19 protein-coding genes and 1 pseudogene are annotated in these 24,841 nt (G+C 74.9%); 4 read left to right on the top strand and 16 right to left on the bottom strand.

Translation table 11 applies throughout. The annotated features are described in order from the left end of the window. From ACFVU9_RS40915 to ACFVU9_RS40890, 6 genes and pseudogenes are all read right to left on the bottom strand, one after another. Nucleotides 1–372, bottom strand: a pseudogene (locus ACFVU9_RS40915) (hypothetical protein); the annotation flags it as partial. After that, complete coding sequence (locus ACFVU9_RS40910; RefSeq protein ID WP_030245868.1) at nt 369–1,436, bottom strand: ParA family protein; 1,068 nt, start codon at nt 1,434–1,436, stop codon at nt 369–371. The pseudogene ACFVU9_RS40915 and the gene ACFVU9_RS40910, both read right to left, overlap by 4 nt. Nucleotides 1,437–1,870: 434 nt before the next feature. Then, the gene (gene ald / locus ACFVU9_RS40905) at nt 1,871–2,986 is read right to left on the bottom strand and encodes an alanine dehydrogenase (protein ID WP_380446357.1); all 1,116 of its coding nucleotides are present in this window, start codon (nt 2,984–2,986) and stop codon (nt 1,871–1,873) included. A 262-nt stretch (nt 2,987–3,248) separates the two neighbouring features. Then, complete coding sequence (locus ACFVU9_RS40900) at nt 3,249–5,459, bottom strand: tetratricopeptide repeat protein (RefSeq protein WP_387602437.1); 2,211 nt, start codon at nt 5,457–5,459, stop codon at nt 3,249–3,251. Nucleotides 5,460–5,656: 197 nt separating this feature from the next. Further along, entirely contained in the window at nt 5,657–6,304 is a 648-nt protein-coding gene (locus ACFVU9_RS40895; protein WP_380446355.1) for an NUDIX domain-containing protein, read from the bottom strand. Between the two features lie 106 nt (nt 6,305–6,410). After that, complete coding sequence (locus ACFVU9_RS40890; protein WP_380446354.1) at nt 6,411–8,090, bottom strand: CTP synthase; 1,680 nt, start codon at nt 8,088–8,090, stop codon at nt 6,411–6,413. 727 nt (nt 8,091–8,817) lie between these two features. Between ACFVU9_RS40890 and ACFVU9_RS40885 the strand changes: the two genes are divergently transcribed. Next, nucleotides 8,818–10,815 carry a glycoside hydrolase family 15 protein gene (locus tag ACFVU9_RS40885; protein ID WP_380446353.1) on the top strand — a complete coding sequence of 666 codons (1,998 nt, stop codon included), beginning with the start codon at nt 8,818–8,820 and terminating at the stop codon, nt 10,813–10,815. A gap of 4 nt (nt 10,816–10,819) precedes the next feature. Here the strand turns inward: ACFVU9_RS40885 and ACFVU9_RS40880 are convergent, their stop codons facing one another. The 3 genes from ACFVU9_RS40880 to ACFVU9_RS40870 form a co-directional block, all read right to left on the bottom strand. Next, on the bottom strand, nt 10,820–11,998 hold the full coding sequence (locus tag ACFVU9_RS40880; RefSeq protein WP_380446352.1) for a glycosyltransferase family 4 protein: 1,179 nt from the start codon (nt 11,996–11,998) through the stop codon (nt 10,820–10,822). A 176-nt stretch (nt 11,999–12,174) separates the two neighbouring features. Further along, entirely contained in the window at nt 12,175–13,908 is a 1,734-nt protein-coding gene (gene recN / locus ACFVU9_RS40875) for a DNA repair protein RecN (RefSeq protein ID WP_380446364.1), read from the bottom strand. A gap of 88 nt (nt 13,909–13,996) precedes the next feature. Then, nucleotides 13,997–14,617: a YitT family protein gene (locus tag ACFVU9_RS40870; RefSeq protein ID WP_380446363.1), complete on the bottom strand. Its 621-nt coding sequence runs from the start codon at nt 14,615–14,617 to the stop codon at nt 13,997–13,999. A 196-nt stretch (nt 14,618–14,813) separates the two neighbouring features. Between ACFVU9_RS40870 and ACFVU9_RS40865 the strand changes: the two genes are divergently transcribed. Beyond that, nucleotides 14,814–16,325 (top strand): PLP-dependent aminotransferase family protein, encoded by a 1,512-nt coding sequence (locus tag ACFVU9_RS40865; protein WP_380509152.1) that lies wholly within the window; start codon nt 14,814–14,816, stop codon nt 16,323–16,325. 36 nt (nt 16,326–16,361) lie between these two features. Here the strand turns inward: ACFVU9_RS40865 and ACFVU9_RS40860 are convergent, their stop codons facing one another. The 4 genes from ACFVU9_RS40860 to ACFVU9_RS40845 all read right to left on the bottom strand — a co-directional run bounded on the left by ACFVU9_RS40860 (nt 16,362) and on the right by ACFVU9_RS40845 (nt 19,313). Then, nucleotides 16,362–17,270 (bottom strand): NAD kinase, encoded by a 909-nt coding sequence (locus ACFVU9_RS40860; RefSeq protein WP_359965441.1) that lies wholly within the window; start codon nt 17,268–17,270, stop codon nt 16,362–16,364. A 103-nt stretch (nt 17,271–17,373) separates the two neighbouring features. Next, nucleotides 17,374–18,180 carry a TlyA family RNA methyltransferase gene (locus ACFVU9_RS40855; protein WP_380446362.1) on the bottom strand — a complete coding sequence of 269 codons (807 nt, stop codon included), beginning with the start codon at nt 18,178–18,180 and terminating at the stop codon, nt 17,374–17,376. A gap of 67 nt (nt 18,181–18,247) precedes the next feature. Then, the gene (locus tag ACFVU9_RS40850; RefSeq protein WP_380509149.1) at nt 18,248–18,457 is read right to left on the bottom strand and encodes a hypothetical protein; all 210 of its coding nucleotides are present in this window, start codon (nt 18,455–18,457) and stop codon (nt 18,248–18,250) included. Continuing rightward, nucleotides 18,450–19,313, bottom strand: a complete 864-nt coding sequence (locus tag ACFVU9_RS40845; RefSeq protein WP_387602431.1) for a hypothetical protein — start codon at nt 19,311–19,313, stop codon at nt 18,450–18,452. The genes ACFVU9_RS40850 and ACFVU9_RS40845 overlap by 8 nt, the downstream gene beginning before the upstream one ends. Nucleotides 19,314–19,487: 174 nt before the next feature. On the opposite strand from ACFVU9_RS40845, the gene ACFVU9_RS40840 reads away from it, so the two are divergent. Continuing rightward, nucleotides 19,488–19,835, top strand: a complete 348-nt coding sequence (locus ACFVU9_RS40840) for an SCP2 sterol-binding domain-containing protein (RefSeq protein ID WP_380499197.1) — start codon at nt 19,488–19,490, stop codon at nt 19,833–19,835. 52 nt (nt 19,836–19,887) lie between these two features. On the opposite strand, the gene ACFVU9_RS40835 is transcribed toward ACFVU9_RS40840, so the two are convergent. Both ACFVU9_RS40835 and ACFVU9_RS40830 read right to left on the bottom strand, forming a co-directional pair. Further along, nucleotides 19,888–20,928 (bottom strand): HAD-IIA family hydrolase, encoded by a 1,041-nt coding sequence (locus tag ACFVU9_RS40835; protein WP_380446347.1) that lies wholly within the window; start codon nt 20,926–20,928, stop codon nt 19,888–19,890. A gap of 119 nt (nt 20,929–21,047) precedes the next feature. Next, the gene (locus tag ACFVU9_RS40830) at nt 21,048–21,650 is read right to left on the bottom strand and encodes a tetratricopeptide repeat protein (protein ID WP_380446346.1); all 603 of its coding nucleotides are present in this window, start codon (nt 21,648–21,650) and stop codon (nt 21,048–21,050) included. 103 nt (nt 21,651–21,753) lie between these two features. Here ACFVU9_RS40830 and ACFVU9_RS40825 point away from each other — a divergent pair, with 103 nt between their 5' ends. Further along, nucleotides 21,754–23,124 carry a DUF1015 family protein gene (locus tag ACFVU9_RS40825; RefSeq protein ID WP_387602427.1) on the top strand — a complete coding sequence of 457 codons (1,371 nt, stop codon included), beginning with the start codon at nt 21,754–21,756 and terminating at the stop codon, nt 23,122–23,124. Between the two features lie 84 nt (nt 23,125–23,208). Here ACFVU9_RS40825 and ACFVU9_RS40820 read toward each other — a convergent pair. After that, a partial coding sequence (locus ACFVU9_RS40820) for a tetratricopeptide repeat protein (RefSeq protein ID WP_387602424.1) occupies nt 23,209–24,841 on the bottom strand: 1,633 nt, incomplete at its 5' end.

Genomic DNA, 24,841 nt, shown 5'->3' with positions numbered 1-24,841 from the left:
CGCCTGCTCCTCGGCGGTGCCGGCGTGCCGGGCGGCCGCCGGGGCGCCGGCCGGGGTGGCGGCGGCGCCGCGGCCGCCCTGGACGGTCTTGCCGCCCGGGGCCCCGGCGGAGCGCTGCACGGGCGGCTGCGCGGGCGCCGGGACGGTGGCGGCCGACTGGTCCTGCGGGGACGGCCGGCGTCCCGTCTCGCCGGTGCCCCGGGCGTCCTGGGCGTCCTGCGTGCCCTCGGCGCCCTCGGCGCCGTCCGTGCCGTTGCCGGTCCGCGCGGTCTCCGGTCTGGATGCCTCGGCGGCCGGACGCGGCGCGAGGGACGGCGACAGCGCCATCCCGCCGGTGGTCCGGAACAGCTCGTCGGCACCCGGGAGACTCACTCGGCGGGGCGGCACCGGTCGAGCACCTCCCTGGCGAGCTGGCGGTAGGCGGCGGCACCGACCGAGTTGGTCGCGTACGTGGTGATCGGCTCGCCGGCGACGGTGGTCTCCGGGAAGCGCACGGTCCGCCCGATGACGGTGTGGAAGACGTGCTCGCCGAACGCCTCGACGACGCGCGCGAGCACCTCGCGGCTGTGCACGGTGCGCGAGTCGTACATGGTGGCGAGGATGCCGTCCAGGCGCAGCTCGGGGTTGAGCCGCTCGCAGACCTTCTCGATGGTCTCGGTGAGCAGCGCGACGCCGCGCAGGGCGAAGAACTCGCACTCCAGCGGGACGATGACGCTGTGAGCGGCTGTCAGCGCATTGACCGTCAGCAGGCCCAGCGAGGGCTGGCAGTCGATGATGACGTAGTCGTAGTCCGGCAGCAGGGGCTTCAGGGCGCGCGCCAGCGCGGACTCCCGGGCGACCTCGCTGACCAGCTGGACCTCGGCGGCGGAGAGGTCGATGTTGGACGGCAGCAGGTCCATGCCCGGCACGGCCGTCTTGAGCAGGACCTCATCGGCCGTCAGGCCGCGCTCCATGAGGAGGTTGTAGACCGTGACGTCGAGTTCCATCGGGTTGACGCCGAGTCCGACCGAGAGCGCGCCCTGCGGGTCGAAGTCGACGAGCAGCACCCGGCGGCCGTACTCGGCCAGCGCGGCGCCCAGGTTGATGGTCGACGTGGTCTTGCCGACGCCGCCCTTCTGGTTGCACATCGCGATGATCTGCGCGGGGCCGTGCTCGGCCACCGGCGCGGGGATCGGGAAGTAGGGCAGCGGGCGGCCGGTGGGGCCGACCCGCTCGCGGCGCTGGCGCGCGGCGTCGGGGGCCAGCGTGGCGGCGTACTCCGGGTCCGGCTCGTACTCGGCGTCCGGGTCGTCGTAGGCGCCGTAGGCGAACTCGCCGTAGGCCAGGCCGTAGGCCGCCAAGTCGGCGTCGTGATCGGTCACCGTGGTCACCTGCGCTGTGTTCTGGCGTGCTTCGAAGGTACGGAGTGCGACCGAGCCGACCTCGGCCGAGCCCACGGAGGGCTGCCGGGCCCCGGGCTCCTCACTCGGCTGGCCGGCGGTGCGTTCCGCCAGTCCTGGCTGACCACCCCCGGGAGCAAATGTCGACTCATTCACAAGTCGTCTTACCTCCTTGGGCATCCAGGACTCTATGTCGATTCGTCAGCGTGGCAGCAGCCGACGGTTTGCGACTCTAGGCCGTTCAAGGCGTTCGCAGCAACACAATCCACGGTAGTGGGCCTCATGTGTCGACTATCGGGCGGGCCGCTGTCAAGGGATGAGTGGCCTGTTGACCCTAACGTTTCTGCGCCGGGGTGCGGTGGGGTGACACGACCGACGAAAATTGACGACAGAGCGACCCGCCCGCGCCACCGGCCGTTCACGCGCACGGCGAAGCCCCCGACCCGAGGGGAGAGGGTCGGGGGCGAACGACCGCCGTGCGGTCAGGGTGTTCAGGCGAGCACGCTCTCCAGGGACACCGACTCCAGGCCGAAGGCCTCGGCGACGGCCGGGAAGGTGATCTGGCCCTCGTGCACGTTCAGGCCCTTGGCGAGCGCCGGGTCACGGCGCAGCGCCTCCTTCCACCCGCGGTTGGCCAGCTCGACGACGTACGGAAGCGTCGCGTTGGTCAGCGCGTAGGTGGAGGTGTTCGGGACGGCGCCCGGCATGTTGGCCACGCAGTAGAAGACCGAGTCGTGGACCTGGAAGGTCGGCTCGGCGTGCGTGGTGGGACGCGAGTCCTCGAAGCAGCCGCCCTGGTCGATGGCGATGTCGACGAGCACGGAGCCCGGCTTCATGCGGGAGACCAGCTCGTTGGTGACGAGCTTCGGGGCCTTGGCGCCCGGGATCAGCACGGCGCCGATGACCAGGTCGGCCTCGATGACGGCCTTCTCCAGCTCGAAGGTGTTGGAGACGATGGCCTTGATCTTCGTGCCGAAGATGCGGTCGGCCTCGCGCAGCTTGTTGATGTCGCGGTCGAGCAGGGTCACCTCGTAGCCCATGCCGATGGCGATGGTGGCCGCGTGCCAGCCGGAGACGCCACCGCCGATGACGACGGCCTTGGCCGGGTGGGTGCCGGGCACGCCACCGGGCAGCACGCCGCGGCCGCCGGCCGGGCGCATCAGGTGGTAGGAGCCGACCTGCGGGGCCAGCCGGCCCGCGACCTCGGACATCGGGGCGAGCAGCGGCAGGGCGCCGTTGCCGAGCTGCACGGTCTCGTACGCGATCGCGGTGGTGCCGGACGCGACGAGCGCGTCGGTGCCGGCGCGGTCGGCCGCCAGGTGCAGGTACGTGAAGAGGGTCTGGCCCTTGCGGAGGCGGTGGTACTCCGAGGCGATGGGCTCCTTGACCTTCAGCAGCAGGTCGGCGGTGGCCCACACCTCGTCGGCGGTGGGGAGGATGGTGGCGCCGGCGGCCACGTACTCCTCGTTGGGGATCGAGGAGCCGACACCGGCGTTGTCCTCGATGTAGACCTCGTGTCCGTTGCGGACCAGCTCATGCACGCCGGCGGGCGTGATGGCCACGCGGTACTCGTGGTTCTTGACCTCGCGGGGGATGCCGACCTTCACGGCTAAACACGTCCTCTTGCCATGGGGGTCCCTACCGGAGAAGACCGGCGGGCGCCGCGCACAGGGGGAAGCCTCCGGGGGCAGCCCGGGGCATGGATCGCTGCGCGACTGAGTTCGAGTGTAATGAAGCCCAGTCGGCGTGTCAGCCTTCCAAAGTGACTAATTTTGCCGGACACATTGGCAGGTTCGTAGGCTTCCACCGCGATCTTCCCATCAAAGATGCCCGAACCGGACATCTAAGACAATACCCCTGAACCGCCCCTCACCACCCGGCGTAGAGGCGTTCGCGCAGGTCCGCCAGGCTGGCCCCGACGGCCTCCTGGCCCCGTGCGTCGCCGAGCCTGCGCAGCACCGCCAGGGCGGCGCGGTACTCGCGCTCGGCCTCCTCGAAACGGCGCTGGGCGGTGTGCGCCTCGGCCACCCGGGCGAGCAGCCGGGCCTCCGCCGCCTGCTCCCCCATCGACTGCCGCAGCCCGAGCGCCCGCCCGTACCAGTCGGCGGCGCGGACGGCGTCCCCGAGCGCCCGGTGGCACCCGGCCGCGCCCTCCAGCGCCCGCGCGCAGAGCGGCTGGTCGCCGACGCTGCGGGCGTGCTCCAGGGCGGCCCGGTAGTGCGTCCCGGCGAGCTCCCAGCGCCCGGCGGCAGCCTGCAGGTCGCCCAGGTTGAGCAGCGCGGCCGAGGCGCGCCGGGGCCGGCCGTTGCGCTCGGCGACGGTCAGCACCAGCTCGTGCAGCCGGTGCAGGTCGGCGGGCGCGGCGCCGCCGGTGAGCGGCAGCGCCCGCAGCAGCGCGGTGACCAGCCGCCCGGCCGAGCCGTCGAGGTCGCCCTGGCCGATCGCGTCGCCGACGGCGGTGAGCAGGAGGTCCCGCTCGCCGAGCAGCCACTCCCGGGCGTGCGCGGCCGAGCGCAGCCGCAGCGCGGCGGGCAGCGGGTCCGGTGCGGGGCCGGCGGCCGGGTCGAGCAGCGCCCGGGCCGACTCGGTGAGCCGGACCATCCGCTCCAGCAGCCGGGCCCGGGCGAGCTCGGTCTCGGCGGGCCGGTCCTCGTGCTCGCGCAGCCGGACGAGCCGCGGGTAGAGCCGCGCGGGCACCCGGTAGCGCGGCGTGCCGTCGGGGGCCGGCGGCTCCTCGGCGAGCAGTTCCCGCCCGGCGAGCGCGGCCAGCGTCGCGGCGGCGTCCGGTGCCGGGCAGCCGACCAGGGCGGAGGCGGTGCGGGGGTCGGCCGTCTGGGCGGGGGCCAGGGTGAGGGTGCGCAGCATCCGCGCCTGGGCGGCCGGCAGCGTGCGGTACACCAGGGTGAACGCGCCGACCAGCGGGTCGTTGTCGGGGACGGGCACCGGCTCGGCGGGCTCCGGGGCGGGCTTGACCCAGGCCGCCGGGTCCGTGGCCGGTTCGGCGGGCGGCTCCGGCGCCGCGGCGGCGCCGGTCCCGGCCCCCTTGGCGTCCTTGAGGCTGTTGGTCCCCTTGCCCGCCCTGGCTCCCTTGGCGGTCTTCGCGCCCTTCGGGGCCGCCGCCTTCTCCTCCTTCTTCCCCTCGTTCACGACACTCTTCGCGGCGCTCTGCGCGGCGCTCTTCACGGCGCCGTTCACGACGCTCTGCGCGGCCCCCTTCGCCACGTCGTTCGGAGCGTCCTTCCCGGCGTCCTTCGCGCCGTCCCTCGCCGTCTTGTGCCGGTCCGCCGCCGGCCGGGCCGCCTCCTCGCCCAGGACGCTCGCGAGCTCGCGCGCCGCGTCCGTGACGGCCGTCTTCGGGTTGCCGCGCAGCCACCCGGCCATCAGCCGCAGCGCGGCCGGCCGGGCGGCGCAGGCCTCGGCGAGGTCGGCGCCGCCGACCGGGTCGCAGGAGAGCCGGGTGCCGCCGACCAGGTCGGCGAGCAGCTCGCCGGAGGCCTGCCGGTCGAGCCCGCCGAGGATGACGGGGTCGATGTCCTCGATGCCGGTGAGCGGCCCGGCGGTGGTGGCGAGCACCAGGCAACCGGGCTCGTCGGCGAGCAGCGGCCACAGCTGCCCGGCGTCCCGGACGTCGTCGAGCAGCAGCAGGACCCGGCGGCCGGTCAGGGCCTCGCGCAGCGCGACGCAGGCCGGTTCGTCGCGCCCGTCCTCGGCCGCGCCGGGCAGCGGCACGTCCGCGGCCGGGTCGAGCTGCTCCAGCAGCAGGCGGGCGGCGCGGGCGGGCGGCACCCGGGCGCCGTCGGGCGCGGACAGGCGGGTGAAGAGCACGCCGTCGGGGTAGTCCGCGGCGACGGTGCGGGCGAAGCGCACGGCGAGCGCGGTGCGGCCCGAGCCGGGGCGCCCGGCGAGCACGAGCACCGGGCTGCGGCCGGCGGCCGGGCGGGCCGCGGCGGCCCGCAGCGCGGCCAGTTCGGCGCGCCGCCCGGCGAACACCGTGGGGCCCGCCGGCAGCCGCTCCACACCGGGCACGGACCCGGCGGGCACTCCGGGGCCGGCGTCCATCGTCACCGTCTTCCTCGCCACCCGTGCCCACTCCCGACGTCGTCCGGTGCTCAGCGCGCGCGGCCCGGGACGGACCGCCTGTCTGCGAAGCGTAGTTGCGCCGTCCGGCCCGGCCGAGGTGACATCCGGTCGTACGAACCGGCAAATCACCCCGCCGGATCAACGGGAGCGCCGGGAGCGCCCCGAGCGGGCCCCGAGAGGGCCCCGGGAGGGCCGGCTCAGGCCTCGAAGGGCCGGGCCGGCCAGGGCGCCTCCGGCGGGCGCAGCGCGTCCAGCCCGCCGGGAGTCGTCAGCGCGGCGTGCACCGCGAGCGTGCCCGTGACCAGCGTCGGGTTGTGCAGCCGCCCGGCCTGGATCAGCCGGATCAGCTCGGGCACCGGCACCCGGGCCGTCTCGATCTCCTGCTCCTCGCCCTCGGCCGCGTAGCGCTCGCCCTCGGCGTCGGACAGGTCGGTCGCGAGGAACATCCGCAGCGCCTCGTCGGTGCCGCCCGGGGAGGTGTAGTAGTCGGCGAGCACCCGCCAGGTGCCGGCCTCGACGTGCGCCTCCTCGTACAGCTCCCGCTTGGCCGCGTGCCACGGGTTCTCGCCGGGCACGTCGAGCAGGCCGGCCGGCAGCTCCCAGAGCCGCTGGCGGACGGGGTGACGGTACTGGCGCAGGATGAGCACCCGCTCCTTGTCGTCCAGGGCGAGCACCGACACCGAGCCGGGGTGGGTCTGGTAGTCGCGGCGGGCCCAGCTGCCGTCGGGCATCCGGACCTCCTCGCTGCGCACGCCGGTGACCCGGCCCTGGAACGGCGTGCGGCCCTCGCGGACCTCCCACTCCTCGGCCGCGTCGGCGATCACCCGGTCGCTGCTGTCGTCCATCGCTCTCCCCTTTTCGTCAGTACGACACAATCTAACGCCGAACGGCGGCCCCGCGGGAATCGCGGGACCGCCGTCGGGTGAACGACCGGGGCCGAGGAGGGTGTGACTACTCGGACGCCGCGGTCTTGATCACGATGGCCGCCTTGACCAGGCCCGCGAACAGCGGGTGCGGGCGGGTCGGACGGGACTTCAGCTCCGGGTGGGCCTGGGTGGCCACCAGGTACGGGTGCACCTCGCGCGGGTACTCCACGTACTCGACCAGGTCGCCCTTGGGCGAGAGGCCGGAGAACTGCAGGCCGGTCTTCTCCAGGTCCGCGCGGTAGGCGTTGTTGACCTCGTAGCGGTGGCGGTGGCGCTCCTCGACGTACTGCTCGCCCCCGTAGACCTCACGGACGATCGAGCCCTCGGCGAGCTTGGCCGGGTAGAGGCCGAGGCGCATGGTGCCGCCCAGGTCGCCCTTGCCGTCGACGATCGCCAGCTGCTCGGCCATGGTGGAGACCACCGGGTGCTTGGCGGCGGCGTCGAACTCGGTGGAGTTGGCCTCCGGCAGGCCGGCCAGGTTGCGGGCCGCCTCGATGACCACGCACTGCAGGCCCAGGCACAGGCCCAGCAGCGGGACCTTGTTCTCGCGGGCGAAGGTGATGGCGCCGACCTTGCCGTTGACGCCGCGGTCGCCGAAGCCGCCGGGGATGCAGATCGCGTCCACGTCGCCGAGCTGCTCGCGGGCGCCCTCGGGCGTCTCGCAGTCGTCGGACGTGACCCACTTGATCTCGACCCGGGCGTTGTTGGCGAAGCCGCCGGCGCGCAGCGCCTCGGTCACCGACAGGTAGGCGTCCGGCAGGTCGATGTACTTGCCGACCAGGGCGACCTTGACGATGTGCTGCGGCTCGTGGACGCGGCGCAGCAGGTCGTCCCAGGTGGTCCAGTCCACGTCGCGGAACGGCAGGTCGAGCCGGCGCACCACGTAGGCGTCCAGGCCCTCGCCGTGCAGGACCTTGGGGATGTCGTAGATCGACTTGGCGTCGATGGCCGCGACCACGGCCTCCTCGTCCACGTCGCACATCAGCGAGATCTTGCGCTTGATGGCCTGCGGGACCTCGCGGTCGGCGCGCAGCACGATCGCGTCGGGCTGGATGCCGATGTTGCGCAGCGCGGCGACGGAGTGCTGGGTGGGCTTGGTCTTGAGCTCGCCCGAGGGGCCGATGTAGGGCAGCAGGGAGACGTGCACGAAGAACACGTTGTCCCGGCCGACCTCGTGGCGGACCTGGCGGACGGCCTCCAGGAACGGCAGCGACTCGATGTCGCCGACGGTGCCGCCGACCTCGGTGATCACGACGTCGACGTCCTCGGTCGCCATGCGGCGGATCCGGGACTTGATCTCGTTGGTGATGTGCGGGATGACCTGCACCGTGTCGCCCAGGTACTCGCCGCGCCGCTCCTTGGCGATCACGGTGGAGTAGACCTGGCCGGTGGTCACGTTGGCCGAACCGTGCAGGTTGGTGTCCAGGAACCGCTCGTAGTGGCCGATGTCCAGGTCGGTCTCGGCGCCGTCGTCGGTGACGAAGACCTCACCGTGCTGGAACGGGTTCATGGTGCCCGGGTCCACGTTGAGGTACGGGTCGAGCTTCTGCATCGTGACGCGCAGTCCGCGGGCCTTGAGCAGGGCGCCGAGGCTGGAGGCGGTGAGCCCCTTGCCGAGCGAAGAGGCGACACCCCCGGTGACGAAGAGGTGCTTGGTCGTCACGGCGCGGCCGTTCGCTGCCTTGCCGGAATGGGGCTGTGCCAAGAGGGGGCTCCCGTGGGTCGCGTGTCGAAAGTGACGTGGGTGGGGGCTCACCGGCTCGCCGGGCGACGAGGGGGTGCGGTGTGAGGCACGGCACCCGAAGGGTCGTCGGTTCGGCTGGTCCGGGGCGTTTGATCCCACCGGTCCACGGGATACCAGGGTATCAGTGACCCGACCCGGACGCCTTCCCGGCCGCTCGCACCGCCGACACGGCGCACGCGGGGCGCACCACCGGCGCACCGTACGGCGCATCCGTCACACCGGTCGCACCACCGCCGGACCGGGCCACGACGGCACTCCCCGACCGGGCCATGCCACCCCCTCCTGGCGGACCACGCGGAACTGATCCGTCCGGACCATCCTTCACGCCGCCTCCGCGATGCACGGCATTTCCCCCGAATTGTGGCGCCACACGGGGCTGCGTCCGCGTGCTTCGCCCCTTTCGTCCGTCGTAAGCTGCACGGACGCATCGCCGACAGCACGAGCACGCGGAGGGCGTGGGAGGGTCAGGACGCTCCCGGTCCCCGATGCGCGACCGGACCTCTCCGTAATCCAGCTCCTCCCCCACCCACCCCGGGGGCTCCACCGAGCCCCGCGCGGACACTCCGGCAAGGCCCGCCACCACCCACCGGCGGTCCGGACGTCCCGGGGTGGGCCTCCGGCCCCGCAGACCGCTCGCTCCCCTCGGATCGCCGATGCGTCGTGACCACATTGCGAACTGGAGATCCACGTGGCCGGCCGTATCGAGGACTACGCACTCATCGGGGACATGCAGACCGCCGCCCTGGTCAGCAGGGACGGGGCGGTCGACTGGCTGTGCCTGCCCCGCTTCGACTCGCCGGCCGTGTTCGCCGGCCTGCTGGGCACCGATGAACACGGCTTCTGGCGGATCGGCCCGGCCGAAGCCGTCGCGAGCGAGGTCCCCGCCCCCACGGCCGTCCCGGCCCCGGTCACCGGCCGGGTCCGCTTCGCCGACACGGCCGACCTGCGGGTCCCCCCGCCGACCGCCGCCGCTCCCGCCGTGCCCGCCGACCGCCGCCGCTACCGGGGCGACTCGCTGATCCTGGAGCAGGAGTGGGACTCCCAGGGCGGCACCGTCCGGGTGATCGACTTCATGCCGCCGCGCCCGCTGGCCGGCAAGGACGCCGTCCCCCAGGTGATCCGGATCGTCGAGGGCGTGGCCGGCACCGTCCGGATGCGCTCGGCGGTGCGGATGCGCTTCTCCTACGGCCGCATCGTGCCCTGGGTGCACCGGGTCGAGCAGGCCGACGGCGGCCACCGCACCGTCGCCGTCGCCGGGCCCGACTCGGTCTGGCTGGACGGCGAGGCCGACACCTACGGCCGCAACCTCACGACCTACGCCGACTTCACCGTCACCGCCGGCGAGCGGATCGCCTTCGCCCTCACCTGGCAGGCCTCCCACCTGGACGCCCCGAAGGCCCCGGACGCCGAGGCGATGCTCGACGCCACCGCCGACTTCTGGCACGAGTGGGCCGAGCAGTGCACCTACCAGGGCCCCTACCGCGAGGCCGTGATCCGCTCGCTGATCACCCTCAAGGGCCTCACCTACGCCCCCACCGGCGGCATCGTCGCCGCCCCCACCACCTCCCTGCCCGAGGACATCGGCGGCGAGCGCAACTGGGACTACCGCTACACCTGGCTGCGCGACGCCGCGATCACCCTCTCCTCGCTCCTGCGCACCGGCTACCGCGACGAGGCCCGCGCCTGGCGCGAGTGGCTGCTGCGCGCGGTCGCCGGCGACCCGGAGAACCTGCAGATCATGTACGGCATCGCGGGCGAGCGCGAGCTCACCGAGTCCTCGCTGGACTGGCTGCCCGGCTACGAGAACTCCCAGCCCGTGCGGATCGGCAACGGCGCCGCCGGCCAGCTCCAGCTCGACGTCTACGGCGAGGTCGTCGAGGCCCTGCACCTGGCCCACATGACCGGCCTGGTCCGCAACGACCACGCCCACCACCTCCAGCTGCGCCTGATCGGGTACCTGGAGGACCACTGGCAGAACCCGGACGAGGGCATCTGGGAGGTCCGCGGCCCGCGCCGGCACTTCGTCCACTCCAAGGTGATGGCCTGGGTCGCCGTCGACCGCACCATCAAGCTGCTGGAGCAGACCCCCGAGGACGCCCCCGGCGACGACCAGCTGGAGCGCTGGCGCGAGCTGCGCGACACCATCCACCGGGACGTCTGCGAGAAGGGCTACGACCCCGAGCGCAACACCTTCACCCAGTACTACGGCGGCCGGGAACTGGACGCCTCGCTGCTGCTCATCCCCCAGGTCGGCTTCCTCCCGCCGGACGACAAGCGCGTCATCGGCACCATCGAGGCCATCCAGCGCGAACTGTCCACCGAGGACGGCTTCGTGCTCCGCTACCCCACCCACGACGAGAGCGGCAGCAACGTCGACGGCCTCTCCGGCCACGAGGGGGCCTTCCTCGCCTGCTCGTTCTGGCTGGCCGACGACCTCGCCATGATCGGCCGGGTCCAGGAGGCCCGCGAGCTGTTCGACAAGCTGCTCGGGCTGCGCAACGACCTCGGCCTGCTCGCCGAGGAGTGGGACCCGCGCGAGAAGCGCCAGGTCGGCAACTTCCCGCAGGCCTTCAGCCACGTCCCGCTGATCGACACCGCGCTGCGCCTGACCGCCTGCGGCGGCGCCTACCTGTCGGCCCAGCCCGACGGCCACGCCGGCGAGCGGGTGGAGCAGGCGACCGTCTGACCCCCTAGGCGCGCTGGACCAGCTCGTCGTAGGTGCTCAGCACCTGGGCGACGGTGGCGGCCTCGTCCGGCCAGGTCTCGGCCTGCTGGCGGCCGGCCGCCACCAGCCGCTCCCGGCGCCGCGGGTCGGCCAGCAGCTCGCGCACGGCCCGGCCGACCGCGGCCGGGTCGCCTGCGGGCACCAGCACGGCCGCGTCGCCGACCAGTTCGGGGATCCCGCCGACGGCGGTGGCGACCACCGGCACGCCGGCCCGCATCGCCTCCTGGACGACCAGCGAGCGGGCCTCCCAGCGGCTGGAGACGACCACGACGTCGGCGGCCGACAGCAGGTCGGGCACGTCGGTGCGGTAGCCGAGCAGCCGCACCGGCAGCTTCTCCGCGGCGACCCGCTCGCGCAGCGCGCCCGCCTCCGGGCCGTCCCCGGCGAGCAGCAGCAGCGGCTGCGGGTCCAGCGCGGACAGTTCGCGGGTGGCGTCCAGCAGGAGCCCGAAGGCCTTCTGCGGGACGAGCCGGCCGACCGCCAGCACCAGCGGCCGGTCCGGGCCCCCGCCGAGCAGCGCGGCCCGCGCCGAGGCCCGGTCGAGCCGTCCCTCGGGCATCGGCGGGGCGGCCACCGGGCCGAGCCGGGCGTCGGTGGCGCCCAGCTCGCGGGCCCGGGCGACGAGGTCGGAGGAGGCCCCGAGGACGAGGTCGGCGGCGCGCGCCACCCGGCGCTCCATGAGCCGCTGGAGGCGGCGCTCCATGCCGGTGGCCAGCAGCGCGTGGTGCGAGGTGACCACCAGCGGCGTCTCCGGGCGCAGGCCCGGGAAGCGGCCGGCGGTGCGCAGCGCGAGGTCGGAGAGCAGCCCGGCGCGCAGGCCGTGGGCGTGCACCACGTCGGCGCCGGTGAAGGCGCGGCGCAGCTCGCCGATGGCGGTGGCGTCGCTGCGGGCGCCCGCGGTGGGGGTGATGTCGACGGTGTGGAACCGGGCGCCGGTGCGGGAGAAGCCGAACAGCGCGTCCGTGCCGGCCGGGGCGCAGACCGTGACGCCGACCCCGTGCGCGACCAGGCCCTGGGCGAGGGAGCGGACATGGGCACCGATCCCGCCGGTGCTGGCGGCCAGGACGAGCACCACGTGCAGCTGGCCCGGCTCGGGGGCGGCCGGGGTGACCCGGGCGGCGGAATGGTCCACGTCGTCTCGCATCCGACTCGATCAGGTTCGCGCGCCCCGCTGCGGGGGTTGCCCGCCGGCGGCGCTCGGGACTGGAAAGCCAGTGTCCAGCCGCCACCATGCCAGGTCGGCGGCCCTCTTGGACAGTCGGCGCCACCGGGGGCGCGTCGTCGTGCCGCGAGGGCCGCCGGACCCGGCGAAGGGGCCGGCTAGCGCCGGCGCGGGGCCCGGGCGGCGGCCAGCAACTCCTCGGCGTGGGCGCGGCCCAGCTCGGAGTCCTCCAGGCCGGCCAGCATCCGGGAGAGCTCCCGCACCCGCTCCTCGTCGTTGAGCACCTTGACGCCGCTGCGCGTCACGGTGCCGTCGTTGGTCTTCTCCACGACGAGGTGCCGGTCCGCGAACGCGGCGACCTGCGGGAGGTGGGTGACGACCACGACCTGGGCGGACTCGGCCAGCTTGGCGAGCCGGCGGCCGATCTCGACCGCGGCCTTGCCGCCGACACCCGCGTCCACCTCGTCGAACAGGTAGGTGGGGACGGGGTCGGCGCCGGCGAAGACCACCTCGACGGCGAGCATCACCCGGGACAGCTCACCGCCGGAGGCGCCCTTGGCGATCGGGCGGGGCTGGGCGCCGGGGTGCGGGGCGAGCAGCACCTCGACCTCGTCCACGCCGTGCGGGCCGTAGGCGACGGTGCGGCCGTCGACCTCGATCCCGGCGAGGTCGTCGACCAGGGAGATCGCGAAGGTCACCCGGGCGTGCGGCATGGCCAGTTCGGCGAGTTCGGCGGAGACGGCCTCGGCGAAGCGCCCGGCGGCGGCGTGCCGGGCGGCCGACACCTCGGCCGCGAGTTCGGCCAGCTCGGCGCGCAGCTCGGTCTCCCGGGCGCCGAGCTCGTCGATCCGGTCGTCGTCGCCGTCGAGTTCGGCGAGCCGGGCGGACCCGGCCTCGGCCCACGCGAGCACCTCGGCGAGGGTGTTCTCCGCACCGCCGTACTTGCGCAGCAGCTGGGCCAGCGCGGCCCGGCGCTCCTCGACGGCGGCCAGGCGCACCGGGTCGGCGTCCAGGTCGTCCGCGTAGCCGGCCAGGTCGCCGGCCACGTCGGCGAGCAGGTAGCCGACCTCGTTGAGGCGGTCGGCCAGGGCGGCCAGCCGCTCGTCGTGGTGGCGGACGGCGTCCAGGGCGCGGCGGGACTGCGCGAGCAGGGTGCCGGCGTCCAGCGCCTCCGGGTCGGCCGGGTCACCGGCCAGGGCGGCGTGGGCGAGGGTCGCGGCGGAGGACAGCGCGTCGGCGTGGCCGAGGCGCTCGGCCTCGGCGGACAGCTCGACGTCCTCGCCGGCCACCGGCTCGGCGGCGGCGATCTCGTCCAGCCCGAAGCGCAGCAGGTCGGCCTCCTGGGCGCGCTCGCGGGCCCGGGTGGTCAGCTCCTCCAGGGTCGCCGAGACCTCGCGCAGCGCCCGGTAGGTCTCCCGGTAGCGCGCCAGCGGCTCGGCGACCGTCTCGCCCGCGTACCGGTCGAGCGCGCCGCGCTGGCGGGCCGGGCGCAGCAGCCGCTGCTGGTCGGTCTGGCCGTGCACCGCGATCAGGTCCTCGCCGAGTTCGGCGAGCAGCCCGACCGGCACGGACCGGCCGCCGACGTGCGCCCGCGAGCGCCCCTCGGCCGAGACGGTGCGGCTGATCAGCAGGGCGCCGTCGTCCAGTTCGGCCCCGGCCTCGATCGCGCGGGCCGCCGCCGGGGAGCCGGCGGGCAGTTCGAGCCGGCCCTCGACGACGGCGCGTCCGGTGCCGTTGCGCACCAGCCCCGGGTCGGCCCGGCCGCCCAGCAGCAGGCCGAGGCTGGTCACCACCATGGTCTTGCCCGCGCCGGTCTCACCGGTCACGGCGGTGAAGCCGGGCGCCAGTTCGACCACCGCGTCGTCGATGACGCCAAGATCCCGTATCCGCATCTCGTCCAACACGGAGACGACCTTACGAGGTTCCACCCCCGGCGCGCGACGAGCGGCAACGGCGCGCGGCAACTCCGTGCCCGGAAGTTCATCCCTTCCGGGAGGTTTGCCCCGGGCCGGGCGCGGTGCACCAGGGCAGGAAGAACTGCACCAGCGGGCCGATGGCCAGCGCGTACACGACGGTGCCGACCCCGGCGGTGCCGCCGAGGAGGATCCCGGCGGCGAGCACGGTCAGTTCGATGCCGGTGCGGATGAGCCGCAGCGAGCGGCCGGTGCGCCGGTGCAGGCCGGTCATCAGGCCGTCGCGCGGGCCCGGGCCGAGGCGGGCGCCGATGTAGAGGCCGCTGGCCAGGCCGTTGAGCAGGACCGCGGCGGTCATCAGGGCGATCCGGGCGGGCAGCGCACCGACCCCGCCGACGACGGTGAGGGTGAGGTCCATGGCGGCGCCGATCACCAGCACGTTGGCGACGGTGCCGAGGCCCGGCCGCTGGCGCAGCGGGATCCACAGCAGGAGGACGAGCGCGCCGCAGATCGTCACCCAGGCGCCGACGGTCAGGCCGAGGGCGCGCTGGAGGCCCTGGTGCAGGACGTCCCAGGGGTCGAGGCCAAGGCCGGAGCGGAGCATCAGCGCCATGCTCGCGCCGTACAGCGCGAGGCCGCCGAAGAGCTGCGGGAGGCGGCGGCCGAGCGCATGGGTGTCGCCGAGCACGCGGACGGCGAGCGGGGCCCGCCCGGACGGGACGGCGGTCGGGGTCGCGGTGGTGGCCAATGGTGCTCCTGCGGTGGTGCCGCACCCCGGGGGGGGACGGCCCCGGTGGTGGCGGCCTCGACGGCCGCCCTGTCATGATGAGCGGGCCAAACTGGCCCACTCCAGGGCCAATCCCGAGCAAGTGGACTGATCACCCATGGCCGACTGGCACACCACCGTCACTCCCCCGGCGCTCGCCCGGCTCCTCTCCACCGCCCGACTGCCCGCCCCGGCCACCGCCCGCCGGCCCGCCTACCGCACCCTGGCCGGCCAGATCCGGCTGCTGGTCACCGAGGGCCGCCTGCCGGTCGGCGCCCGCCTGCCCGCCGAACGCGAACTCGCCACCGCCCTGGAGCTCAGCCGCACCACCGTCGCCACCGCCTACGAGGCGCTGCGCACCGACGGCTACCTGCGCAGCCGCCGCGGTTCCGGCAGCTGGACCACCCTGCCCGAGGGCGCCCCGCCGCCCAGCGACGCCCTGCACCCCGTCCCGCCGGACGAGCAGAACCGCACCCTGGACCTCGGCGTCGCCGCCCTGCCCGCCCCGCAGCCCTTCCTCGGCGAGGCCGCCGCCCGCGCCGTCGAGCAGCTGCCCCGCTACGCCGCCGGGCACGGCCACTACCCCACCGGCGTCCCGGTGCTCCGCGAGGCCGTCGCCCGCCGCTTCACCGAGCGCGGCCTGCCGACCACCCCCGACCAGATCCTGATCACCACCGGCGCGATGGGCGGCCTCCACCTGCTCCAGCGGGTGCTGATCGGCCGCGGCGACCGCGTCGCCGTCGAGGCGCCCACCTACGCCCATACCCTCCAGGCCCTGCGGCTCGCCGAGGCGCGGCTGGTGCCCGTCCCGTACGCGTGGCCGGACGGGCCGCTGCGCGGGCCGCGCTGGGACCTCGCCGAGTGGCGCCGGGTGCTGCACGGCGCCGCGCCCCGGCTCGCCTACGTCCTGCCGGACTTCCACAACCCGACCGGCGCGCTGATCCCCGAGGACCAGCGCCGCGAGCTGCTCGCCGCCGCCCGCACGGCCGGCACGGTCGTCCTGGTCGACGAGACCACCGCCGAACTCGGCTGGGGCGTGCCGCCCGACGCGCCGGTGCCGCGCCCGATGGCCGCGCTGGACCGCACCGCCCAGGTGGTCACCGTCGGGTCGGCGGGCAAACTGCTCTGGGGCGGCCTGCGGATCGGCTGGGTGCGGGCCGCGCCCGCGCTGGTGCGCCGGCTGGCCTCCGAGCGGGTCTACAGCGACGTCGGCACCCCGGTGCTGGACCAGCTGATCGCCGCCGACCTGATGGGCGAGACCCTCCCCGCCGTCCGCGCCCACCAGCTCGACCGGCTGCGGGCCACCGCCGACGCGTTCGGCGCCGCGCTGCCGCGCCACCTGCCCGGCTGGAGCTACGCGCCGCCGCCCGGCGGCCTCTCGCTCTGGGTCTCCACCGACGGCCTGTCCGGCGCCGCGCTCGCGCTCGCCGGGGAGCGCGGCGGGGTGCGGATCGCCTCCGGCAACCGGTTCGGTGCGGACGGCGCGTTCGAGCACCACGTCCGGATCCCGCTCACCGTGCCGGCGCCCGCCGTGCCCGCCGCCGTCGAACGGCTCGCCGCCGTCGCCGCGCAGGCGGGCAGCGGCGGCCGGTTCGGCACGGCGGACGACAGCCAGCCGCTGGCCGTGTGACGCCGCCCCGGTTCTCCGGATCCCCGGATCCCCGGATCAGCAGGGCGTGTTCGAGCGCCCGCGCCAACCCGTCACCGGCAGCGCGAACTTGGCCACCAGCCGGTCGGTGAACGGCGCCCGGTGCAGCCGCGCCAGCCGCACCGGCGTCTGCCCCCGGCGCACCTCCACCCGCGCGCCGGCGGGCAGTTCGACCGAGCGCCGCCCGTCGCACCACAGCACGCCGTGCGGGGTCTTCGGCTGCACCTCGACCGCCAGCACCGAGTCCGGCGAGGTCACCAGCGGGCGCGCGAACAGCGCGTGCGCCGAGATCGGCACCATCAGCAGTGCCTCCACCTCCGGCCACACCACCGGCCCGCCGCCCGAGAAGGCGTACGCCGTCGAACCCGTCGGCGTCGCGCAGACCACCCCGTCGCAGCCGAAGTTGGAGACCGGACGGCCGTCCACCTCGGTCACCACCTCCAGCATCCGCTCCCGGGACGCCTTCTCGATCGAAGCCTCGTTCAACGCCCAGTCCTGGTGCACCACGTCGCCGTTGGTGCGGACGATGACGTCGATCGTCATCCGCTCCTCGACCTCGTAGTCGGCCTTCACCACGCGCTCGACCACGACCGCGAGGTCGTCCCGCTCGGCCTCCGCGAGGAAGCCGACCCGGCCCAGGTTGATCCCGAGCATCGGCAGCCCGTGCTCGCGCGCCAGCTCCGCCCCGCGCAGCAGCGTGCCGTCGCCGCCCGCGACCAGGATCAGCTCGCAGCCGTCCGCCGCACCCGGCCCGCCGGCGACCTTCTCGACCCCGTCCGGCAGGTCCAGGCCCACCGCCTCGGCCGCCAGCAGCCTGATCCGGACGCCCGCCTTCAGCAGCCCGTGCACCAGGCCCTCGACGCTGCGCAGCGCCGCCTCCCGGCCGGTGTGCGCGATCAGGAAGACCGTACGTTCTTCATCGCTCATGCCGCTGCCCTCTCCCTCACGCCTGCCGGGTCGCCCTCGGCCCGGTGCGGTCGCGTCACCCAGCAATCACACAGCATGACGGACCCGACGTCCCCCGAGCACCCTATCGGGGGCCCTCCGCGACGGCCCGGTCCGCCTCCGCCGGGTCCAGTCGCGGGGCGTCCCGGCGCATCCACAGGAAGTACTCGACGTTCCCGGACGGCCCCGGCAGCGGGCTCGCGGTGACCGCCCGCACGCCCAGCCCCAGCTCCCACGCCTGCGCCGCGACCTGGCGAACCATCTCGGCGCGCAGCTGCGGGCTGCGCACCACGCCGCCGCTGCCCAGGCGTTCCTTGCCGATCTCGAACTGCGGTTTGACCATCAGCACGAGGTCCGCGTCCGCGGCCGCGCACCCGGCCAGGGCCGGCAGCACCAGGCCCAGCGAGATGAACGACAGGTCGCCGACCACCAGGTCGACCGGGGTGCCGCCGATCATCTCCAGGGTCAGCTCGCGGACGTTGGTGCGGTCCATCACCGTCACCCGCTCGTCGCTCTGCAGCGACCACGCGAGCTGCCCGTAGCCGACGTCCACCGCCAGCACGCCGGCCGCGCCGGCCCGCAGCAGCACGTCGGTGAACCCGCCGGTGGACGCGCCCGCGTCCAGCGCCCGGCGGCCCTCGACCACCAGGCCCTGCGGCACGAACGCCGCGAACGCCCCGGCCAGCTTGTGGCCGCCGCGCGACACGTAGTCGGGGTCGTTGTCGTCCTTGGCCACGACGACCGCCGCCGAGGTCTCCACCTGGGTGGCCGGCTTGGTCGCGGTGGTACCGCCGACGGTCACCCGGCCCGCCGCGATCAGCTCGGACGCGTGCTCGCGCGACCGGGCCAGCTTGCGGCGGACCAGCTCCGCGTCGAGACGGCGTCGTGCCACTGCCACTGGTGTTTCAGCTCCTACGGGTCGTGCGGGTCGGTGGTGCGGGTCGTACGGGTGGTGCGGGTCAGTCCCCGTCGAGCGCGGCCAGCGCGTCGGCGAAGCGCCGGTGAACATCTTCGTACACCGCGACGTGCGCCTCGGCGGGCACCCCGTCCAACGCCTCCAGCCGGGCCAGCCCGGCGTCCACGGCGGGGTGGCCGGTCGGGGCCAGGTCGACGCCGAGCGGCTCGGGGGCGGCACCGGGGACGGGGGCCGGGGCGGGGGCGTCAGGCATCGGGCTTCTTCGTGCTGGTGGCCTTGCGGACGGTGGTCTTCTTCGTCGCGGTGCGCTTGGCGGGCGCGTCGGCGGCGGCCGTCTTCTTGGCTGCGGTGTTCTTGGCAGCGGTGTTCTTCGCGGTGGCGGTCTTCTTCACGGCCGTCTTCTTCACCGCCGTGGTCTTGGCCATCGTGGTCTTGGCCGCCGAGGCCTGCGCGGCCGTCTTCTTCGCGGCCGTCTTCTTCGCGGCGGGCTTGGCGGCCGCCTTCGTGGCGGGCTCGGACGCGGACTCCTCGGCGGGAGCCTTCCGCACCGGCGGCTTCCTGGCCGCCGAATGCGCCGGCGCCACCGGCGGATCGACCTCCACCGGCTCGTCCACCTCCACCCGCTCCGCCGCTATCGGCTCGCCCACCGCACGGGCCGGCGGCTCGTGCCGCTGCTCCCAGCCGCGGCCGAACAGGCCGTCCGCACGCGGCGCCGGCACGGGCTCCTCGTCCTGCGCCTCCGCCGCGGGCCGCGCCGCCGGGACGGCGTCCTCCTCGACCTCGCGCAGCTTGCTCTCCAGGTACGCCAGCACCACGCCGACCTTCGTCACCTGGTCGCCGACCCTCTCGAAGGCCTTCTCCACCTCGCCGCGCGCCACCCCGACGGCCAGGTCCACCCCGGCCCGCCCGGCGGTGACCGCCTCCTCCGCGAGGGTCTGCAACTGCTTGGCCGACGGCGGGAACTGCCCGCCCAGCCGGCGCTCGACCTCGGCGACGTCGACCCCGGTCCGTTCCAGGATCGTGGCCGCCGTCCCGACGACCCGCTTGCCGACCTCCTCCACCACCACGGCCGCGGCCTCCACCACTCCCCGCACCGTCCTCGGCAGCATCCGGGTGCCTCCTTAGCGCCTGCGCGCATCGCTCCGTCGCCGTCGGCCCCCGGCCGGTACCGGGCGCCCCACTGACGACGCTACCGCCAAAACCCGCCTGCGGTACCGTGGCCCCGCGCCGGCCGCCGCCGTCGGCCACCGGAACCCGGGACGCCCAGGGAGGGACCCACCGCCATGGCCAACGCCGAGGAGTGCCGCGAGGCACTGGAACAGCTCAGCCGGAACATGGCGAAGTCCACCGGCGACGTCCGCAAGGCCGCCGCCCTCGACCGCTCCCTCTCCTGCCGGATCACCGACCTCGACCTGACCTTCACCGGCCGCCTGCGCGACGGCCGGATCCAGGACGTCGTCCCGGTGCCCGGCACTCCCGCCGAGAAGGCGGAGATCCGGCTCACCATGGCCAGCGACGACCTGGTCGCCCTCGTCGGCGGCGGGCTCAACTTCGCCTCCGCGTGGGCGAGCGGCCGGATCAGGCTGGAGGCGGGCTTCCGCGACCTCCTGCGGCTGCGCACCCTGCTCTGACCGGGCCGCCGCCCGAAGACCCCGCCCGAAGGCCCCGAAGCCGCCTGGAAGGTCAGAAGCCCAGCTCGGCGAGCGCCTTCCGCCCGTCGGCCGGCTCGCCGTCCGCGTCCAGCGCCGCCCAGGAGGCCGCGCACAGCGCCCGCAGGCCGTCCCAGCGGTCCGCCCCGGCGCCGTCCAGCCGCAGCACGCCCTCCTCGGCGCGCGCGATCCAGCCCCGGCAGGCGAAGCCGCCCTCGGCCGCCTCCACCGCCGGGTGCGGCTCCAGCAGGCCGCGCAGGTCCGCCGCGAGGTACGTCGGACGGTGCTCGACCGGGGCCGTGAGCAGCTGTGCCGCCGTCGTCACCCCGGTGAAGACCAGCAGGCTGTCCACCCCGCCGTTGAACGCGCCCTCGATGTCGGTGTCCAGCCGGTCGCCCACGACCAGCGGCCGCTCGGCCCCCGTCCGCAGCACCGTCTCGCGGTGCATCGGCGGCAGCGGCTTGCCCGCGACCTCGGGCTCCACCCCGGTCGCCGCGCGCACCGCCGCCACCAGCGTCCCGTTGCCGGGCGCGATGCCCCGGGCCGTCGGCACCGTCAGGTCGGTGTTGGACGCCACCCACGGCAGCCCGCGCTGCACCGCGTACGAGGCCTCCGCCAGCTGCGCCCAGCCGACCGACGGGTCGTAGCCCTGGACCACCGCGAGCGGCTCCTCGTCGAGCGTCCGGACCGCCACCAGACCGCGCTCGGCCAGCGCCTCCTCCAGCCCGAGACCACCCACGACCAGCACCTTCGACCCGGCCGGCACCTTCTCGGCGACCAGTCGGGCGGCGGCCTGCGCCGAGTTGATCACGTCGGCGGGCTCGGCCGGCACGCCCAGCTCGGTCAGGTGCCCGGCCACCACCCGGGGCGGCCGGGAGGCGTTGTTCGTCACGTACGCGAGGCGCATCCCGGCCGCGCGCGCGGCGTCCAGCGCGTCCACGGCGTGCTCGATCGCGTGCGGTCCGGCGTACACCACGCCGTCGAGGTCCAGCAGGGCCGTGTCGTACGCCTCGGTGAGCGGGCGCTCGCTGCTCCCGGGGGCGGTCCGTCGCACGGGGGTGGCCGTCTCGGTCATGCCTGCTCTACCTCATTCACTGCGTCGTCGTTCTGCGTCGTCGTTCACTGCGTCGTCGTTCACTGCGTCGTCGTTCACTGCGTCCGGTGCGTCGTTCACCGCGGTGACGGGCCCGCCGGTCACGCGTCATCGTCGACGCCGGCCGCGCTCCCGTCGGCAGCGCCGCCGGACCCGCCCGCCGGGGGCTCCAGGTACCCGGGCGCCCCGGGCAGCAGCGGGCCGAACGCCCCGGCGCGGGCCGCCAGGGTGGCCCGGGTCTGCCGCAGCGCCGCCCGGTAGTGCTCGGCCTCCGGCCGCATCGCCACGGCCAGCGCCAGGTGCTCGGCGGACGTCTCGAAGTCGCCCAGCCGGGCCGCCGCGACGCCCCACCCGAACTGAGCGTAGTCGTCGGAGGGATCCGCCAGCGCAACGGCCTGGAAGTTCTCCAGCGCCGCCGCGTACGAACCCGCGTCGAACTGCGCCCGCGCCAGCGACTCCCGGATGCTCCGCGAGTGCGGCTCGGCCGCCGCCGCCCGGGCCAGCAGCTGCTCGGCCGCCGCCGGGTGCCCCTGGGCCAGCAGCTTCCCGCCCCGGCGGAACCACTCGTACACGTCCCCGGCGGGCTCGCCCGGCCGCTGCGCCGGGACGCCGCCCGCCCCGGCGGCGCCGCCACCGGTGGCGCCGTCCCCACCACCAGGCTGGACCGGAGCGCCGTCGTCCACCTGGTTCCACCCGTCGTTCATGCCGTACCTCGCCCTCGTTCGCCCCTCGGTCGCCCACCCGTCCCACCGACCGGCACAGGTGTTCCGATCTCTCAACAACGCGTACCCGGTTACGATGCCCAGAATGAGCACCTCCAGTGCAGAAGACGGAGCCGAGACTCCGCAGGGCGGCCCCGGCGATCCCGGGCACGTCGCCACCGCAGGTCTGTCCCTGTCCCCGTTCCGGGGCCTGCGCTACGTCCCCGACCGGGTCGGCACGCTGGCCGCGGTCACCTCACCCCCGTACGACGTCGTCGACCCCGGCCGCCGGCTCGACCTGGAGACCGCCGACCCGCACAACGTGGTCCGGCTGATCCTGCCGCGCCCCGAGCCCGAGGACAGCGGCGACCGCCCCGACCGCGACACCCGCTACCGGCACGCCGCCCGGCTGCTGAGCGACTGGCAGCGCGAGGGCGTCCTCGCCGCCGACCCCGAGCCCGCGCTCTACGTCTACGAGCAGCGCGTGCCCGCCACCGCCGACTCCCCCGAGCTGCTGCAGCGCGGCCTGATCGGCGCCCTCGCGGTCAGCGGCCGCGAGGGCGGCGTGGTCCTCCCGCACGAGGACGTGATGCCGCGGCCCGTCGCCGACCGGGTCGGCCTCATGCGCACCACCCGCGCCAACCTCGAACCGCTCCTGCTCACCTACCGGGGCAAGGGCGGCGCGGCCGACGTCATCGAGCGCACCGTCCGCGACGAACCGCTGCTCACCACCGCCACCAGCGACGGCACCCACCACCGCCTCTGGGCCGTCACCGCACCCGACGACATCACCGAGATCGGCCGCGACCTCGCCCGCTGCCGGGCCCTGATCGCCGACGGCCACCACCGCTGGGAGATGTACCTGCGCCTCCAGCGCGAGCACCGCCACCTGCCCCGCAGCCCGTGGGACCGCGGCATGGTGCTCCTCGTGGACACCGCCCGCTACCCGCTGCGCGTCCGGGCCATCCACCGGGTGCTCTACCGGCTGCCGGTCGCCGAGGCCCTGGAGCGGCTGGGCGACCAGTGGCAGGTCAAGGAGATCCCGGGCCCGCTCGCCTCCGCCCTCCAGGCGCTCGCCGAGCAGAAACGACACGGCGGCAACGGCTTCGTCCTGACCGGCGGCGACGGCGTCTTCTGGCTCGTCGGCGAGCCCGAGGAGGCCCTCCTCGACGCGACCGTGCCGCGCGACCGCCCCGAGGAGTGGCGCCACCTCGACGCGACCGTCCTGCACGCCACCCTGCTCGACCACACCTGGCACGTCCCCGACGGCCCCGACGACATCGGCTACCTGCACACCGCCGTCGCCGCCGAACGGGAGGCGGCCCGCACCGGCGGCACCGCCGTCCTGCTGCACCCGGTGCGCGAGAGCGTCGTGCGGCGGCTCGCCGAACAGGGCGTCACGATGCCGCGCAAGTCCACGTCCTTCGGGCCGAAGCCGGCCACCGGACTGGTGCTGCGCAACCTCGAACTGGGCTGACGCGCCCGGGCCCTGACGCAGTGAGGCCCTGCCGCGCCCCGGAATCTCCCGGGGTGCGGCAGGGCCTCACTCGTCGGTCGCGCGTCAGCTCTTGGCGTCGGCCTCGGCCGCGTCGGCCGCGATCTTCTCCTCGGCCTCGGCGTCCTTAGAACGCTCGGGCACCACGCCGTCGAACTCCTCGTCGATCTCGAGGTCGTCCTCGTCGTAGTACTCCTCGACGTCCTCCTCGTCCTCGTAGATCACGCGGTCGTCGGACACGTCGCCGCCGCGCTTCTTCGCCGGGGCCTCGGCCTCCTCGGCCTCGTCCTCCAGCTCGGGGTCGAGCGCGTCCACGAACTCGACGCCGTCGATCTCGGCCAGCCGCTCGGCGGCGTTGGTCGAACCGTCGGTGTCGGCCTCGACGGCCTTCACGAACCACTCACGGGCCTCGTCCGCCCGGCCAGCCGCGATCAGGGCCTCGGCGTAGGCGTACCGCAGGCGCGCGGTCCACGGGTGCACGGCGCTGGAGGCCAGCTCCGGGCTCTGCAGCGTCACCACGGCGGCGTCGAACTGCTCCATGTCGGAGCGCGCACCGGCCGCGACCAGGCGCATCTCGACCTGGCCGGCCTTGTCCAGCTGCTTCACCTCGGGCTCGCCGGCCATCGCCAGCGCCCGCTCCGGACGGCCCAGACCGCGCTCGCAGTCGGCCATGACCGGCCACAGGTCCACGCGACCGGTCATCCGGCGGGCGGCGCGGAACTCGGTCAGCGCCTCGGAGTAACGCTGGGTCATGTACGAGGCGAAGCCGGCCGCCTCGCGGACGGCCGCGACGCGCGAGGCCAGCCGGAGCGCGACGCGCGAGTACTGGTACGCCTCCTCCGGCTCGCTGTCGAGCAGGCGGGCGACCATCACCAGGTTGCGGGCGACGTCGTCGGCGAGCGTCTTGGGCAGGCTCTTGAGCTCCTGGCGCACGTCCGCGTCGATCTCGAAACCGGTGACGTCCTCCGGGATCGGCAGACGCTTGACGGGCTCGTAGTTGCCACGGCGGTCGTCGTAGTCGCGGCCGCCACGGTCGTCGCGGCGGTCGTCACGACGGCCCTCGAAACGGCCGCCGCGGTCGTCGCGACGGAAACCGCCGCCACCCTGGCGGTCGTCACGGCGGAAGCCGCCGCCGGAGGGACGGTCATCGCGACGGAAGCCACCGCGGTCATCGCGGTCGCGGTTGAAGCCGCCACCGGAGGGGCGGTCGCCGCGGTCGTCACGACGGAAGCCGCCACCGGAGGGACGGTCATCGCGACGGAAACCGCCGCCCTGACGGTCGTCACGGTCACGGTTGAAACCGCCACCGGAGGGACGGTCGCCGCGGTCGTCACGACGGAAGCCGCCACCGGAGGGACGGTCGTCGCGGCGGAAGCCACCGCGGTCGTCACGGTCACGGTTGAAGCCGCCACCGGAGGGACGGTCGTCACGACGCGGACGCTCGTCACGGTCGTCACGACGGAAACCACCCGACGGGCGGTCGTCACGACGGAAGCCACCACCGGAGGGACGGTCATCGCGACGGAAGCCACCGCGGTCATCGCGGTCACGGTTGAAACCGCCACCGGAGGGACGGTCGCCGCGGTCGTCACGACGGAAACCGCCACCGGAGGGACGGTCATCGCGACGGAAACCGCCGCCCTGACGGTCGTCACGGTCACGGTTGAAACCACCACCGGAGGGACGGTCGCCGCGGACG

It is taken from the genome of Kitasatospora sp. NPDC057936, assembly GCF_042887525.1.
In the GTDB taxonomy this organism is placed as follows: domain Bacteria; phylum Actinomycetota; class Actinomycetes; order Streptomycetales; family Streptomycetaceae; genus Kitasatospora.
This window is presented reverse-complemented; position numbering and strand designations above follow the sequence as displayed.

What these genes read in the sequence shown, in the direction of transcription:
- ACFVU9_RS40880 (WP_380446352.1), bottom strand. Translation starts at nt 11,998, where the DNA reads ATGCGAGACGACGTGGACCATTCCGCCGCCCGGGTCACCCCGGCCGCC.
- recN (WP_380446364.1), bottom strand. Translation starts at nt 13,908, where the DNA reads ATGCGGATACGGGATCTTGGCGTCATCGACGACGCGGTGGTCGAACTG.
- ACFVU9_RS40825 (WP_387602427.1), top strand. Translation starts at nt 21,754, where the DNA reads ATGAGCACCTCCAGTGCAGAAGACGGAGCCGAGACTCCGCAGGGCGGC.
- ACFVU9_RS40850 (WP_380509149.1), bottom strand. Translation starts at nt 18,457, where the DNA reads ATGCCTGACGCCCCCGCCCCGGCCCCCGTCCCCGGTGCCGCCCCCGAG.
- ACFVU9_RS40895 (WP_380446355.1), bottom strand. Translation starts at nt 6,304, where the DNA reads ATGGACGACAGCAGCGACCGGGTGATCGCCGACGCGGCCGAGGAGTGG.
- ACFVU9_RS40865 (WP_380509152.1), top strand. Translation starts at nt 14,814, where the DNA reads ATGGCCGACTGGCACACCACCGTCACTCCCCCGGCGCTCGCCCGGCTC.
- ACFVU9_RS40845 (WP_387602431.1), bottom strand. Translation starts at nt 19,313, where the DNA reads ATGCTGCCGAGGACGGTGCGGGGAGTGGTGGAGGCCGCGGCCGTGGTG.
- ACFVU9_RS40835 (WP_380446347.1), bottom strand. Translation starts at nt 20,928, where the DNA reads ATGACCGAGACGGCCACCCCCGTGCGACGGACCGCCCCCGGGAGCAGC.
- ACFVU9_RS40840 (WP_380499197.1), top strand. Translation starts at nt 19,488, where the DNA reads ATGGCCAACGCCGAGGAGTGCCGCGAGGCACTGGAACAGCTCAGCCGG.
- ACFVU9_RS40830 (WP_380446346.1), bottom strand. Translation starts at nt 21,650, where the DNA reads ATGAACGACGGGTGGAACCAGGTGGACGACGGCGCTCCGGTCCAGCCT.
- ACFVU9_RS40860 (WP_359965441.1), bottom strand. Translation starts at nt 17,270, where the DNA reads ATGAGCGATGAAGAACGTACGGTCTTCCTGATCGCGCACACCGGCCGG.